The following is a 13,599-nucleotide window of genomic DNA, read 5'->3' as shown; positions in this document are numbered from 1 at the left end:
CTAGAGCAGGCTGTCGGCGAAGCCGTTGAGCAGGAGGCCGAGCACGACGTCGAGGGCCACCAGGGGCACGGCATGGAGCCCCGGAAGGGCGAGCGCGATGCGCGCCACGAACCAGGCGTAGACGAGAACGGCCACGAGGGCGGCCAGCGCGATGAAACCCGCCGCGCCGCCCGCCAGCAGGCCGGCCACCGAAAGGATGGCGACCGGCAGGTAAAGGACGTTCTGCCACACCGAGGCCCAATTGTAGGCGACGATGTAGCGGACGTAGTGCCGTTCGCGGTCGATCAGGCGGGCCACCGTGGCCATGACCAGGGGATAGATGACCCAGCCGATGACGTAGGCGATCAGCTCGATGGCCAGGAAGCGGGCCGGCGTCCCCTCGGGAAGATCGCCTTGCAGGCGGACCGCCAGCAGCAGCAGGTAAAGCGGCAGCACGATGACGGCGGCGAAGAAGGATTTCCAGAAGCCGCCGGGCGTGGCGTCGAAGTAGGCCAAGCCGCCGGCATCGAAGCGGGCCAGACGGTACGCGCCGTACAGGGCCCGCAGGATTTCGTTCACGCTGGGCACGGCGGGTCCGCGAAGTAGCCGGCGAGCAGGCGGCGGTAAACCTCGGTCAGGCTGACGAGATCGGCCACCGTCACCGCCTCGTCCACCTTGTGCCCCGTGGCGCTCGAAAGGCCGAACTCGGCCACCGGGCAGAGGTTCCTGATGAAGCGGGCGTCGGAAGTGCCGCCGCCGGTGTCCAGCGCCGGCGTCCGCCCGGTCGCCCCGCGAATCGCCGTCGCCAGGCGGTCCGTCCACGGGCCGGGCGGGCACAGGAAGGATTCGCCCGATACCTCGCAGGCCAGGTCGAACCGCCCGCCTACCTCGGCGCAGCGCTGGCCGATCCAGGCCTTCAGCGACTCGCCCGAGTGCCGGTCGTTGAAGCGCACATTGAAGCGCGCCGTCACCTTGCCGGGAATCAGGTTGGTGGTCGGGTTGCCGACGTCGATCGAGGTGACCTCGGCGCGCGACGGCTCGAAATGGGCGGTTCCTTCGTCGAGCGGCCGATCGGCGATGGCGGTCAACATCCGCATGAGGCGGCGGATGGGGTTGTCGGCGTGCTGTGGATAGGCGGTGTGCCCCTGCGTGCCGTACACCGTCAACAAGGCGTTGAGGCTGCCGCGCCGGCCGATCTTGACCGTTTCGCCCAGCGCCTCGCGGTTGGTCGGCTCGCCGACCAGGCAGTGGTCGGGTATCTCGCCCTTGGCCTTCATCCACTCCAGGACCTTGACCGTGCCGTTGATCGCCGGGCCTTCCTCGTCGCCGGTGATAAGCAGGCTGATCGAGCCCTTGAAGCCGTCCCGGCGACCCTCCAGGAAGGCCGCGGCGGCGGCCACGAAGGCGCCGATGGCGCCCTTCATGTCCACCGTGCCGCGGCCGATCAGCCGGCCGTCGATCACCTCGCCGGCAAAGGGCCCGGCCGACCAGGCGCCGACATCGCCCGGCGGCACCACGTCGGTGTGCCCGGCGAAACAGAAGTGGGGCCGCCCGGTGCCGAGGCGGGCATAGAGGTTGTCGACGTCGGGCGTGCCGGCCTGCGAGAACTTGAGCCTGTGACAGGTGAACCCGAGCGGGACCAGGGCGCCCTCCAGCACCGCCAGCGCGCCGGCGTCGCTTGGCGTCACGCTGGGACAGCGCACCAGGGCGCGGGTGAGATCGACGGGGTCGAGGCGGGCGGCCACGGTTGGCGGCTATTCCCTGAGCAGTTCGTTGATCGAGGTCTTGGAACGGGTTCTCTCGTCGACTTTCTTGACGATGACGGCGCAATAAAGCCCCGGTCCCGGCGAACCGTCGGGCAGCGGCTTGCCCGGCATGGTGCCCGAAACCACCACCGAATAGGGGGGCACGCGGCCCATGTGGACCTCGCCGGTGGCGCGATCGACGATGCGGGTCGAGGCGCCGAGATAGACGCCCATGGAGAGCACCGATCCCTCGCCCAGGACCACCCCCTCGGCGACCTCGGAGCGGGCGCCGATGAAACAGTTGTCCTCGATGATGACCGGGCCGGCCTGCAACGGCTCCAGCACGCCGCCGATGCCGGCGCCGCCCGAGATGTGACAGTTCTTGCCGATCTGGGCGCACGACCCCACGGTGGCCCAGGTGTCGACCATGGTGCCCGAATCGACATAGGCGCCGAGGTTGACGAAGCTCGGCATCAGCACGGCGCCCGGCGCGATGTAGGCCGAGCGCCGCACCACGCAGTGGGGCACGGCGCGGAAGCCGGCGGCGCGGAAACGTGCCGCGTCCCAGCCGTCGAACTTCGAGGCGACCTTGTCGAACCACTGCGCCTTGCCGGGGCCGCCGGGGATGACGGCCATGTCGTTCAGGCGGAACGACAGCAGCACCGCCTTTTTCAGCCACTGGTTGACCTGCCAGGCGCCGTCCCGTTTCTCGGCGACGCGGGCCTTGCCCGAATCCAGAAGGTCGAGGGCGGCCTCGACGGCGTCGCGGACCTCGCCTTCGGTCGTCAGGGTGATGGATTCGCGCGCCTCCCAGGCGGCGTCGATGATGGGCTGCAGGGTGCTGATTGTCATGGGTGTCCAACAATGGTCTGAACAAGGGAACGGTCGGCCCCCGAACATGGGCAAGTGGCCGGCGTCTGTCAACAACGGCCAGCGAAGGTCGACGGGTCAGGCGGATCGGCGGAAGGGCCCCGCCGCCGCGTCTTCCAGCCACGCGATGAGGTCGTCCGCCACATGGTGCACGTGGCCGTCGGCGGCGCCGGTGCGGCCCCAGTCGGTGTCGTTGCGCAGCCACACCGTCGTCATGCCGAGCGCCGCCGCCGGCGCCAGGTTGCGGGCGATGTCGTCGACCATGACGGCAGCGGCGGGCTTCGGCACGTACCGGCGGACCAGGGTGGCGTAGGGCGCCGGCTCCGGCTTCGGTACGAAGTCGCCGTCGGCGATGTCGAAGATGGCGTCGAAGCGGCGGGCGACGCCCAGTCGTTCCAGCACGCGCTCGGCATGGTCCGAAGACGCGTTGGTGAAGATCAGCTTGCGTCCGCCCAGGCGCTCCAGGGCGGCATCCAGTCGGGGGTTGGGGGCGATCATGGCGAGATCGACGTCATGGACGTAGGCCAGAAAGGGGACGGGGTCCATGGCGTGTTCGATCATCATGCCGCGCAACGACGTCCCATAGCGCACGAAGTAGTCCCTCTGGAGTTGGAAGGCCGCCTCGGGATCGAGGTCGAGGAAGCGCCCGATGTAGTCCCGGATGCGCTGGCTGACGTGCACGAATAGGCTGTCCACCGCCGGATAGAGGGTGTTGTCGAGATCGAAGATCCAGGCGCCGCCGTCGCCGACAGAGACACCCGTGGAAGGAGAAGCCGGAAAATCGAGAGGCGGCGAATCGACCATTTCCCTAGAGTGGGGCGGGCCCGGCCGGCCGGCAAGCCTTTTTCCCGCCCCCGGAATCGCCGTCGGCGGGAAGACGTTAAGCGGGCAGCGCCGGGCGGCGGCGGTTTTTCCGCTGGCGTCGGCCGGCGCATCGCGGATAAATTCGTGGGGCACAAGGGGAATACACGCGACATGGCGGCCGCAAGCAGCCTCGCCCAAGCAGGGTCCTCGCAGATCACGCGCCTCAAGTCGGAGCGAGACCGCTTCGTGGCCTTGGCGTTCTGCTGGGGCGACCTGCTGCTCGAGCTCGATGCGGGCGGTACCATCGTTTTCGCCGGCGGAGTCACCCAGCCCTTCCTCGGCCGGTCGCCGGAGGACCTCGTCGGCAGCCGGTTAGAGGACAACCTTGCCGCGCAGGACCATGCGCTGCTCCGCCAAATCCTCAAGATCGCCGAACAGCGCGGGCGCACCGATCACTTGGCCATCAGGCTGCTCGGCAAGCTGGGGGTGACGCCGCCGTTCTCCGTGGCCGGCTACCGCCTGGACGAATTCGACGGCCATTTCTTCCTGGCCTTGCGCCTGACCGGCGGCAGCGGCGAAACGGCGGCGGTGGCCCGCGACCAAGGCACCGGGCTGTTCGAAGGTGGGGAGTTCGCCAACATCGTGGCGGCGCGGGCGAGCCGTCTGCGGGCGGACGGGGCCGACGTTCGCATGACGCTGGTCACCATGGACGACCTCCAGAACCTGCGGGCGCGGCTGGACGAGGCGTCCGACCAGGCCCTGATGTCGACGGTGGGCGCCTGCTTCCGGGCCCTTTCCGTCGATGGGGACACGGCGGGACGGATCGCCGACGGCCGATACGGCCTGCTTCATCGCGGCAACGTGAGCATTCTCGATCTGGAACGGGAACTGACCGGCGTCATCCGCGAAGCGGACCCCGAAGGCGCGGGCTTCGCCGTCGAGACGGCGACGGTGGAAATCGGCGACGGGGTCGTCAGCGAAGAAGACATGGCGCGAAGCCTGCTCTACGTCGTCAACCGCTTTCGCGAGTCGAAGGGCGGCGCCTTCACCATCAAGAGCCTGTCGAGCAATCTTTCCTCGCTGATGAACGAGGCCACGCACTCCGTCGAATCGTTCAAGCGCATGGTGGCCAGCCGGTCCTTCACCCTGGCCTTCCAGCCGATCATCGACGTCAACAGCGGCGCCATCCACCATTACGAGGCCCTCGCCCGCTTCCCCGGGGCGGCGGCGGCCGACTCGCCCTATCAGCAGATCGTCTTTGCCGAGGAAACCGGCCTCATCACCGATTTCGACCTCGCCATCGTCCAGAAGGCCATCGACTGGCTCGACAAGTTTCCCCGAAACACCAACCGCTTTCCCATCGCCGTCAACGTTTCCGGCCATTCCGTCGGCTCCGAGCGGTATGTCTCGACGCTCTACGCCAAGCTCAGGGAAAACGCCTGGGTGCGCGACAAGCTGCTGTTTGAGATCACCGAATCCTCGCGCATGGCCGATCTCGATACCGCCAACACGTTCATTCAGGGCCTGCGCCAGGTCGGCCATCACGTCTGTCTCGACGACTTCGGGGCCGGCGCCGCCAGCTTCCAGTATCTCAGCGCGCTTGACGTCGATGTGGTGAAGCTCGATGGCAGCGCCATTCGCAACGCCCTGCGGGGCAAGAAGGGAAGGGCTTTCCTGACCGCCCTGGCGGTGCTGTGCCGGACGCTGGGCGTGGAGACCATCGCCGAGATGGTCGACAAGGAAGACACCCTGACCTTCGTGCGCGACTGCGGCGTCAACTACGTGCAGGGCTTCCTGTTCGGCCAGCCATCGGCCTCCATCAAGGATTTCGACCCGCTGCCCAAGGCCGAGCTGTTCCGGGGCCGGCGATGAGCGGGGCCCGCGACCGGACGCCGCCGGCCGATGCCGGTATCACCGCCGGCGATGCCAGGTGGCTTGACGGGTATCCCGGCGGGGCGCTTCTGGTGGCGCCGGAAGGCGCCGTCATCGCCGCCAACCGGGCCGGCCGCGAATTCGCTTCGCTTCTGCTGCAAGGCGAGCCGGCTCCCCTCGCGGCGGTGATCCAACGGGCGACGGCGGGGGGCTCCATCGTCGCCGAGATGATGCAGCTTCCGCTCAACGAGGGCCAGGTCGTCATCGACCTTACCGTCATGCCGCATGCTCGCGGCGACGCTCTTCTGATCCTGCTCCGCGACGTGACGATGGAGCACAACCTCAGGCCGGCCCTGATCGAATCGCGCCAGCGCTACAAGGACCTGGTCGAGGTGTCGTCCGATTTCGCCTGGGAGGTGGGCCCGGATGGCGCGTTCGTCTTCGTTTCCTCGCAAAGCGCGTTGGGCTATGCCGCCGACGAACTGATCGGCCAGCGCCCGGCCGAGCTGGTGGTCGACGCCGCGGCCTATCGGCCGTTCCCGTTCCAGAGCGACCAGCCGCTCGACGGCGTCGAGCTGTGGATGCGCCGCAGCGACGACACTCTGGCCTGCGTCGCCGTGTCGTGCCGGCCGCTGCACGCCGCCGACGGCACCTGGCTGGGTGCGCGCGGCGTCTGCCGCGACATCACCCGCGAGCGCGAGCGCGAGGCGGCGCTGATGCGGGCCCGTCACCGCGAGCAGATCCTTCACTACGTCATCCAGGCGATCCGCAACGAGGTGGAACCCGAGAATATGCTGGCCGCCGCCGCCGCGTCGGCGGCGCGCGCCCTCGGCGCGGCGGGATGCCGGGTCTTTCGCATGGCCGCCCCCGGCGCCTATACGCTGGCCGCCGAATTCGGCGAAGCCGAGGGGCTGCCGTCGGCCGACATGGAGGCGCTGCTGGCCGATATCGAGGACGCCGACGTCACGCTGGAACGAGAGATCGGCTCGTGGCGCGTGCTGGGCGCGGTGACGGACTATCGCGCCGCCATCAACGGCGGCGTGTGCCTGTGCAAGGCGGGCGGCCTCACCGAATGGAGCGACGACGAGCGGCTGCTGGTGGGCGACATCGCCGACCAGTTGGGCATCGCCATCGAGCAGATCAACAACCACGAACGGATCGTCCGGCTTTCCCGGACCGATGCCCTGACCGGCCTGCTCAACCGCCGGGCCTTCTATGACGACGAGATGCCCCGGCGGCTGCGCCGGCTGGAGCATGCCCAGGGCAGCGCGGCGCTCTACTACGTCGATCTCGACAACTTCAAGTCGGTCAACGACCGGCACGGCCACCAGCGCGGCGACGAGGCGCTGGTGGCGGTTCGCGACCTGCTGCTCGAACATTCGCGTCCGGGCGACATGATCGCGCGCATCGGCGGCGACGAATTCGTCATGTGGCTGGACGGCATCGGTCCCGACGTGGCCGAAAGCCGGGCGCGGCGATTGATCGAGGCGAGCCTGCGGCTGCACCGCTTCTCGGAAGGCGCCGAGAACCCGCTGGGCATCTCGGTCGGCGTCGCCGTGTACGATCCGGCGGCCAGGGAAACCCTCGACGAACTGCTTGCCCGCGCCGACGTGGCAATGTATTCGGTCAAGCGGCGGGGCAAGGGCGGATTCGAAATGGCAAAACCGCCCGCGAGACGGGGCTAGGAAACGCCGTCGATCAACAGGAGGGGCGCCGGCGCTTGATCCGCCGGATTTGACGAAGGTGGTCGGTCAGAAGCGTATTTCCTATGAAGACGCCAAACGCATGGCGAGCCACGAGGACCCGGCGGTGCGCCAGGCCCTGGCGGCGCGCTCCGACGTCATGCCCGAAATCCTTTTCTTCCTGGCCGGCGATCCGTCGCCCGAGGTTCGCCAGGCCCTGGCCGGCAACGTGGCGACGCCGCGCAAGGCCGACCTGCAGTTGGCCGCCGACAGCGACGATTCGGTGCGCTCCCGGCTGGCCGGGAAGATTGCCGGCATTCTTCCCGGGTTGAGTGCCGGCGAGGCCAAAAAGCTGGGCCGCCTGATCTACGAGGCCCTGGATCTTCTGGCGCGCGACCAGGTGGTGCGGGTTCGCCACATCGTCGCCGACGCGCTGAAGGACGTGGCCCACGCCCCGCCCGAGGTGATCAACCGCCTAGCCCGCGATTCGGAGATCGTCGTCGCCGGACCGATTCTCGAGAACTCGCCGGTCCTCACCGACGAGGACTTGGTGGCCATCGTTTCGGAATCCCCGGTCAAGGGGGCGCTGGCCTCGATTGCCCGGCGCGACCAGCTGGCCGGCGTGGTGGCCGACGCGGTGGCCAAGACCGGCGATGTCGAGGCGGTCGGCGTGCTGCTGACCAATTCCAGCGCCCAGATCCGCGAGGACACCCTGGACTGGATTCTCGAGCGGGCGCCGGGCGTCGAGGGCTGGCACGGGCCGCTGGTCCGCCGCCCCGGGCTGCCGGGCGGCACCGCGCTGCGCATCGCCCGGTTCGTCGCCGACAGCCTGCTCAAGACCCTCATGGAGCGCGAGGATTTCGACAAGAAGACCTTTGCCCTGCTGCGCGCCGAAGTGGGCCGCCGCCTCGATCAGCCGGAGGTGCCGAAGGTCCGGGCCAGGAACGCCCCGTTCGCGGCCGGCAGCGACGCGCCGCTGCCCCGGTGGAAAAAGGCCCTCATCGAGATCGGCAAACCGCTCGATGCCGCGCTCAGCCTGCAGCAGATCGGCTGCCTGGATTCGCTGGTCGTGCTCGACGCCCTGGAGGAAGGCGACGACAGCTTCGTGCTGGCCGCGCTGGCGGTGCTGGCCGGCATCCCCTTCCCGGTCGCCTGCAAGATCGTCGACATGCAAAGCGCCAAGGGAATCGTGGCCCTGGCCTGGAAGGCCGGCATGCCCGAGCGGATGCTCCCGTCCTTGCAGAACAAGCTCTGCCGGGTCGCCCCCGCCGACGTCCTCAAGCCGAGGACCGGCGGCGGCTTCCCGCTGACCGCCGACGAGATGGCCTGGCAGCTGGAATTCTTCAACCAGATCGCCGGCAAGGGATAAGGGCCGGCCGCGCCGGCGTCACTCGGGGACGATCAGGGTTCCGGCGCCATGGTCGGTGAAGATCTCCAGCAGGATGGCGTGCGGCACGCGGCCGTCGACGATGACGGCGCCGGCGACCCCTTCTTCCACCGCCGACATGCAGGTCTTGATCTTGGGGATCATGCCGCCGGAAATGACGCCGGTCTTGATCAGGTTCCGGGCCTCGGCCAGCGTCAGTTCGGGGATCAGGTTGCCGTCCTTGCCGAGCACGCCGACGACGTCGGTCAGCATGATCAGGCGCACGGCGCCGACCGCCGCGGCGATGGCGCCGGCGACGGTGTCGGCGTTGATGTTCAGCGTCTCGCCGTTGGCGCCGACGCCGATCGGCGCGATCACCGGAATGATGTCCGACTGCTCGAAGACGTCGAGGATGTCGGGCGAAATCTCCTTCGGTTCGCCGACCAGGCCCAGGTCCAGGATGCGCTCGATATTGGAATCGGTATCGCGTACCGTGCGGCGCAACTTCTCGGCCCGGATCAGGTTGCCGTCCTTGCCCGAAAGCCCCACCGCCAGGCCGCCGGCCTCGTTGATGTGGGTAACGATCTGCTTGTTGATGGACCCCGACAGCACCATTTCGACGATCTCGACGGTGGCCTGGTCGGTCACCCTTAAGCCCTCGATGAACTCGCTCTTGATCTTGAGGCGCTCCAGCATGTCGCCGATCTGCGGCCCGCCGCCGTGCACGACGATCGGGTTGATGCCGACCTGCTTCAAGAGCACGACGTCGCGGGCGAACAGTTGGGCGAACGTCTCGTCGCCCATGGCGTGGCCGCCGTACTTGATGACGAAGGTCTCGCCGGAATGGCGGCGCATGTAGGGCAGCGCCTCGGACAGCGTCTTGGCCTGCTCCAGATAGGTCTCCATCGAAACGTCCGGTTTGTTGCTCATGGTGCTCACTCGATCCGATCTGACGGGATGGGATGGGGTGCCGCCAGGGCCGCCAGGGCGGCGCGCAGCTCGGCGATCTCGACGTTGTCGCGGGCGCTGGTGGCGAAGATGCGGGGGTGGGCGGCGGTGTGGGTGGCGACTTCCTGGGCGACCCGCTTGAGGCAGGCCTCCAACTCGGCGGCGCCCAGCTTGTCGCACTTGGTCAGCACGGCCTGATACGACACCGCGGCGGCGTCGAGCTGCTTCATCACCGCGCGGTCGACCTCCTTGATGCCATGGCGGGCGTCGATCAACAGGCAGGCCCGGCGCAGCAGCGGCCGGCCCTTGAGATAGGCGTCGGCCAGCCCGGTCCAGCGCGCGACCTTGGCCTTCGGCGCCTGGGCGAAGCCGTAGCCGGGCAGATCGGCGATCATCAGCCGGCTCCCCAGCATGAAGAAGTTGAGCTCCTGCGTGCGCCCCGGCGTGTTGGACGTCTTGGCCAGCGCCTTGCGCCCGGTCAGCGCGTTGATCAGGCTCGACTTGCCGACGTTGGAACGTCCCGCGAAGGCGATCTCGGGCAGGCCGGTATCGGGCACCTGGTCGAGATGGGCGGCGCCGAGCAGGAACTGGCAGTCCTGGGCGAACAGCCAGCGGCCGAACTCCAGCGCGTCGCCGTCGTTTTGCTCGCCGATGGGGTCTTCCAGGGCGCTCACGCTCTTGCCTTTCCCGGCCGGCGGCGGGTTCAGGTCGCCCCCGCCCTCTTCATGATCACCCACTGCTGGATGATCGACAACGTGTTGTTCCACGCCCAGTAGATCACCAGTCCGGCCGGGAAGCCGGCCAGCATGAAGGTGAAGATGATGGGCAGGAACATGAAGATCTTGGCCTGCACCGGATCGGCCGGCTGCGGATTGAGCTTCTGCTGCAGGAACATGGTGATGCCCATGATCAGCGGCCAGACGCCGATGTGCAGGATGGCGGGCAGCAGCGGCGTGGGGTCCCACGGGATGAGGCCGAACAGGTTGAAGATGGTGGTGGGGTCGGGCGCCGACAGGTCGTGAATCCAGCCGTAGAAGGGCGCGTGGCGCATCTCGATGGATACGAACAGCACCTTGTAGAGGGCGAAGAACACCGGGATCTGGACCAGCATGGGCAGGCAGCCCGAGGCCGGATTGGCCTTCTCGCGCTTGTAAAGCGCCATCATCTCCTGGTTCATGCGCTGCTTGTCGTCGCCGAAGCGCTCGCGCAGCTTCAGCATCTCGGGCTGCAGCTTCTTCATCTTGCTCATCGAGCGGTAGGACTTGTTGGCAAGCGGGAAGAACAGCGTCTTGATGATGACGGTAAGCAGCAGGATGGCGATGCCGTAGTTGCCGACGTAGTCGCGCAGATAGTTGAGCACGTAGAAGATCGGCTTGGTCAGGAAATAGAACCAGCCGAAATCGATGGCCAGGTCGAAGTTGGTGATGCCGAGGCTTTCCGCGTAGCCGTCGAGCAGTTTCACCTCCTTGGCGCCGGCGAACAGGCGCGCCGTGGTGGTTGCCGACGCGCCGGGCTCGATGGTGACGGCGCCGCCCAGGAAGTCGGCCTGGTACTTGTCCTGGCCGTTCTCGCGGTGATGCGTGAAGCGGCCCTTGAAGGACATCTTCTGGTCGGGAACGATCGCGCTCAGCCAGTACTTGTCGGTGATGCCGATCCAGCCGCCGGTCGAGGTCTTCTCGATCTTGCCCTTTTCCTGAAGGTCGTCGTACTTCACTTCCTCGAGCTTGGTGTCGAAGACGCCGATCGGCCCCTCGTGCAGGATGTAGTAGCCCGAGGTCTCGGGCGTCTGCGAGCGCGACACCAGTCCGTAGGGATAGAGCGTCACCGCCTGGCCGCCGGCATTCTCCACGCGGTCGGTGACGGTGAACATGTAGTTGTCGTCGAGGGCGATGGTGCGGGTGAACTTGAGCCCGGCCCCGTTGTCCCAGGTCAGCGTCAGCGGCGTGCCGTTCTGCAGGCTCGGGCGGTCGGCCGTCCACAGCGTCTCGCCGCTGGGCACGGCGGTCTGGCCGCCAGCCACCCAGCCGAACTCGGCGAAATACGAGGTCGGCAGGCCTTGCGGCCGGAACACCACGATTTCCGGGCTCTGCGGATCGATCCCCTCGCGGTAGTCGGGCAGCGAGAGGTCGTCGAACTTCCCGCCCTTGAGCGAGATGGAGCCATGGACGCGCTTGCCCTGCAGCGTGGCGCGCGGCGCCGCCGCCAGCAGGTCGGCCTTGTTCGGCGCCGCCGCCTGGGCGGCCTGGGCGGCCTCGGGCTGGGGAACCGCGACGCCGGCGGTGGGCGCCCCGGTGGGCGCCGCCGGTTGTCCGGGCTGCGCCGGCTGGCCGGGCTGGGCGCTCGTCTGGGCGGAGATCTCAGGCTCGGGCGGCAGCCGGCTCGTCGTCCAATAGTTGAATCCGAGCAGAATGAGCACGGATATGACGATCGCCAGGATCATGTTGCGGTTGTCGCTCATTGCTTTCCGTTCGTCCTCCGAAAGGGTCCTGGTCGTTGGGCGGGGTCAGTGGACATGGGGGCAGCCGGCGCCCCCGGGGCCCGGCCGATCGCCGCCGGCATGGATTGCGGTGTGGGGGTCAAGGCCGGGAACGGGGTCATAGCCCCAGCCGCCGAAGGGATGGCAGCGGGCGATGCGCTTGGCCGCCAGCCAGCCGCCCCGCATCGCGCCGTGGCGCATGATGGCCTCGGCGGCGTAGGCCGAGCACGACGGCTCATAGCGGCAGCTTCCCGGCAGGACAGGGGAAATGAACAGCTGGTAGCCGCGCACCAGTCCCCAAAGCAGCCTGCGTGGTAGGTTCATCGCTTTCGCTTCCGCTTGCCCGATCGCCTCACGCGGGCGGGCGGGCAGTGTCGTCGTCCGGGCGGTCGGGACAATAGGCGTCCAGGCGCCGCAAGGCCGCTTCCAGGTCGGCCACCAATGCATCGAACGGCCTGCGCAGCGTCCCCGCGCGGCCGATCACCACATAGTCCTGCCCGCCCCTGGCATGGGCGGCCACCACGCGCTCGACGGCAGCCCGCAGGCGCCGGCGCGCCCGGTTACGGGCCACCGCGTTGCCGACCTTGCGGCTGACCGTGAAGCCGATTCGCACGGCGGGCGCCTGGGCGTCCGTGGCCACGCCGGCCGGCTGGCGCCTGGCCTGCAGGATCAGGCCGGGGGTGACCCAGCGTCGCCCAGAGGCGGCGACGCGCAGGAATTCCGGCCGTCGCTTCAGGCGAAGGACCGCGGGCGACATGGCCTCGTCACGCCGACAGGCGTTTGCGTCCCTTGGCGCGACGACTGGCGAGCACCCGACGGCCACCGACGGTTGCCATGCGCGCACGGAATCCGTGGCGGCGTTTGCGAATGAGGTTGCTAGGCTGATAAGTCCGTTTCACAGGGTCATCTCCGACCAAAAACCGGCCCGCTGTATACGGACTCGGCCAAGGGAAGTCAACGCCGGCGGTGCATCCGCCGCCGGCCCGCCCGGCCGGCTCACGGGCGGGTCACGCACAGTTTACTGGCTGGGGCCGGCCATGGGCCTCATATCCAGGGCCAGCCGGGCGGTGCGGCCGGCGCCCAAGGTTTTTTTCGTAGGGAGTGCGGGGGATGGACGCCATGACCAAAATCGACGCCGGGACGTCGGCAAGGCGCGGGCTCGCCTGGCGGTTGCTGCCGGTCGTTCTGCTCGCCCTGGTGGCGGCCGCCTTCTTCGCCTCGGGGCTGCACCGCTATCTCACCTTCGAGGCCCTGCGCGCCCATCGCGGCGGGCTGCTGGCCTGGGTGGACGCCCATGCCGTGCTGGCCGCCCTCGTTTTCGTCGCCGTCTATGCCGCCGGCATCGTGCTGCTGCCGCCGTCCGGCACCCTGATGACGCTGACCGGCGGCTTCGTGTTCGGTGCCGCCGCCGGCACCGGCCTGGTGGTGGTCGGCGCTACGGCGGGGGCGACGGCCCTGTTCCTGGTCGCCCGCTTCGCGCTGGGCGACTGCCTGCGCAAGCGGGCCGGTGCCGGCATCCAGCGCATGCGGGCCGGCTTTTGCGAGAACGAACTCAGCTACATGCTGGTGCTCCGCCTGGTGCCGCTGTTCCCGTTCTGGCTGGTCAACCTCGCCCCGGCCTTCCTGGGGGTGCGCCTGCGCACCTTCGTCCTTGGCACCTTCTTCGGCATCATTCCCGGCACCGCCGTCTTCGCCGTGTTCGGGGCCGGGCTGGGCAGCATTCTCGACGCCAACCGGGAACTGAGCCTCGCCGGCGTGCTGACCCCCGAGATCGTCGGCGCGCTGGTCGGCCTCGCCTTGCTGGCCCTGGCTCCCGTCGTCTACAAGAAGATCAAGGCGCGCGCCGCCTGAACCCGG

14 protein-coding genes are annotated in these 13,599 nt (G+C 68.5%); 4 read left to right on the top strand and 10 right to left on the bottom strand.

Annotated elements, in window-relative coordinates; all coding sequences use genetic code 11:
* From ODR01_RS21210 to ODR01_RS21195, 4 genes are all read right to left on the bottom strand, one after another.
* On the bottom strand, positions 1–567 hold the full coding sequence (locus ODR01_RS21210; RefSeq protein ID WP_316979706.1) for a hypothetical protein: 567 nt from the start codon (positions 565–567) through the stop codon (positions 1–3).
* Positions 555–1,724, bottom strand: coding sequence for a succinyl-diaminopimelate desuccinylase (gene dapE / locus ODR01_RS21205; protein ID WP_316979705.1), 1,170 nt, complete (start codon positions 1,722–1,724; stop codon positions 555–557). Before dapE ends, ODR01_RS21210 begins: the two co-directional genes overlap by 13 nt.
* Before the next feature lie 9 nt (positions 1,725–1,733).
* The gene (dapD, locus tag ODR01_RS21200) at positions 1,734–2,576 is read right to left on the bottom strand and encodes a 2,3,4,5-tetrahydropyridine-2,6-dicarboxylate N-succinyltransferase (RefSeq protein WP_316979704.1); all 843 of its coding nucleotides are present in this window, start codon (positions 2,574–2,576) and stop codon (positions 1,734–1,736) included.
* Between the two features lie 96 nt (positions 2,577–2,672).
* Positions 2,673–3,398 (bottom strand): pyrimidine 5'-nucleotidase, encoded by a 726-nt coding sequence (locus ODR01_RS21195; RefSeq protein WP_316979703.1) that lies wholly within the window; start codon positions 3,396–3,398, stop codon positions 2,673–2,675.
* Between the two features lie 171 nt (positions 3,399–3,569).
* Here ODR01_RS21195 and ODR01_RS21190 point away from each other — a divergent pair, with 171 nt between their 5' ends.
* Genes ODR01_RS21190 through ODR01_RS21180 form a run of 3 tightly spaced genes read left to right on the top strand, consistent with a single transcriptional unit; the run spans position 3,570 to position 8,321 of the window.
* Positions 3,570–5,270, top strand: coding sequence for an EAL domain-containing protein (locus tag ODR01_RS21190; RefSeq protein ID WP_316979702.1), 1,701 nt, complete (start codon positions 3,570–3,572; stop codon positions 5,268–5,270).
* The gene (locus tag ODR01_RS21185) at positions 5,267–6,955 is read left to right on the top strand and encodes a sensor domain-containing diguanylate cyclase (protein WP_316979701.1); all 1,689 of its coding nucleotides are present in this window, start codon (positions 5,267–5,269) and stop codon (positions 6,953–6,955) included. The genes ODR01_RS21190 and ODR01_RS21185 overlap by 4 nt, the downstream gene beginning before the upstream one ends.
* A 58-nt stretch (positions 6,956–7,013) precedes the next feature.
* On the top strand, positions 7,014–8,321 hold the full coding sequence (locus ODR01_RS21180) for a DUF2336 domain-containing protein (protein WP_316979700.1): 1,308 nt from the start codon (positions 7,014–7,016) through the stop codon (positions 8,319–8,321).
* Between the two features lie 18 nt (positions 8,322–8,339).
* Here ODR01_RS21180 and argB read toward each other — a convergent pair whose 3' ends face one another.
* The 6 genes from argB to rpmH are packed head-to-tail and all read right to left on the bottom strand — an operon-like array spanning position 8,340 to position 12,641.
* Positions 8,340–9,248, bottom strand: a complete 909-nt coding sequence (gene argB, locus ODR01_RS21175) for an acetylglutamate kinase (RefSeq protein WP_316979699.1) — start codon at positions 9,246–9,248, stop codon at positions 8,340–8,342.
* Between the two features lie 5 nt (positions 9,249–9,253).
* Positions 9,254–9,940, bottom strand: coding sequence for a ribosome biogenesis GTP-binding protein YihA/YsxC (gene yihA, locus ODR01_RS21170; RefSeq protein WP_316979698.1), 687 nt, complete (start codon positions 9,938–9,940; stop codon positions 9,254–9,256).
* Positions 9,941–9,969: 29 nt separating this feature from the next.
* The gene (gene yidC / locus ODR01_RS21165; RefSeq protein WP_316979697.1) at positions 9,970–11,724 is read right to left on the bottom strand and encodes a membrane protein insertase YidC; all 1,755 of its coding nucleotides are present in this window, start codon (positions 11,722–11,724) and stop codon (positions 9,970–9,972) included.
* A 45-nt stretch (positions 11,725–11,769) separates the two neighbouring features.
* A complete protein-coding gene (gene yidD / locus ODR01_RS21160) occupies positions 11,770–12,066 on the bottom strand; it encodes a membrane protein insertion efficiency factor YidD (protein ID WP_316979696.1) in 297 nt (98 codons plus the stop codon).
* A 28-nt stretch (positions 12,067–12,094) separates the two neighbouring features.
* On the bottom strand, positions 12,095–12,499 hold the full coding sequence (rnpA, locus tag ODR01_RS21155; RefSeq protein WP_316979695.1) for a ribonuclease P protein component: 405 nt from the start codon (positions 12,497–12,499) through the stop codon (positions 12,095–12,097).
* 7 nt (positions 12,500–12,506) lie between these two features.
* Positions 12,507–12,641, bottom strand: coding sequence for a 50S ribosomal protein L34 (rpmH, locus tag ODR01_RS21150; protein WP_316979694.1), 135 nt, complete (start codon positions 12,639–12,641; stop codon positions 12,507–12,509).
* A gap of 220 nt (positions 12,642–12,861) precedes the next feature.
* Between rpmH and ODR01_RS21145 the strand changes: the two genes are divergently transcribed.
* The gene (locus ODR01_RS21145) at positions 12,862–13,593 is read left to right on the top strand and encodes a TVP38/TMEM64 family protein (RefSeq protein WP_316979693.1); all 732 of its coding nucleotides are present in this window, start codon (positions 12,862–12,864) and stop codon (positions 13,591–13,593) included.
* Positions 13,594–13,599: the final 6 nt, after the last annotated feature.

The organism is Shumkonia mesophila (genome assembly GCF_026163695.1).
Lineage (GTDB): Bacteria > Pseudomonadota > Alphaproteobacteria > Rhodospirillales > Shumkoniaceae > Shumkonia > Shumkonia mesophila.
The sequence above is the reverse complement of the archived record's forward strand: the minus strand, read 5'-3'. Positions and strand labels throughout refer to the sequence as shown.

Excerpts from the sequence above, each read along its gene's own strand:
- dapD (WP_316979704.1), bottom strand. The coding sequence starts at position 2,576 with ATGACAATCAGCACCCTGCAGCCCATCATCGACGCCGCCTGGGAGGCG.
- ODR01_RS21195 (WP_316979703.1), bottom strand. The coding sequence starts at position 3,398 with ATGGTCGATTCGCCGCCTCTCGATTTTCCGGCTTCTCCTTCCACGGGT.
- ODR01_RS21190 (WP_316979702.1), top strand. The coding sequence starts at position 3,570 with ATGGCGGCCGCAAGCAGCCTCGCCCAAGCAGGGTCCTCGCAGATCACG.
- ODR01_RS21185 (WP_316979701.1), top strand. The coding sequence starts at position 5,267 with ATGAGCGGGGCCCGCGACCGGACGCCGCCGGCCGATGCCGGTATCACC.
- argB (WP_316979699.1), bottom strand. The coding sequence starts at position 9,248 with ATGAGCAACAAACCGGACGTTTCGATGGAGACCTATCTGGAGCAGGCC.
- yidC (WP_316979697.1), bottom strand. The coding sequence starts at position 11,724 with ATGAGCGACAACCGCAACATGATCCTGGCGATCGTCATATCCGTGCTC.
- yidD (WP_316979696.1), bottom strand. The coding sequence starts at position 12,066 with ATGAACCTACCACGCAGGCTGCTTTGGGGACTGGTGCGCGGCTACCAG.
- rnpA (WP_316979695.1), bottom strand. The coding sequence starts at position 12,499 with ATGTCGCCCGCGGTCCTTCGCCTGAAGCGACGGCCGGAATTCCTGCGC.
- ODR01_RS21145 (WP_316979693.1), top strand. The coding sequence starts at position 12,862 with ATGACCAAAATCGACGCCGGGACGTCGGCAAGGCGCGGGCTCGCCTGG.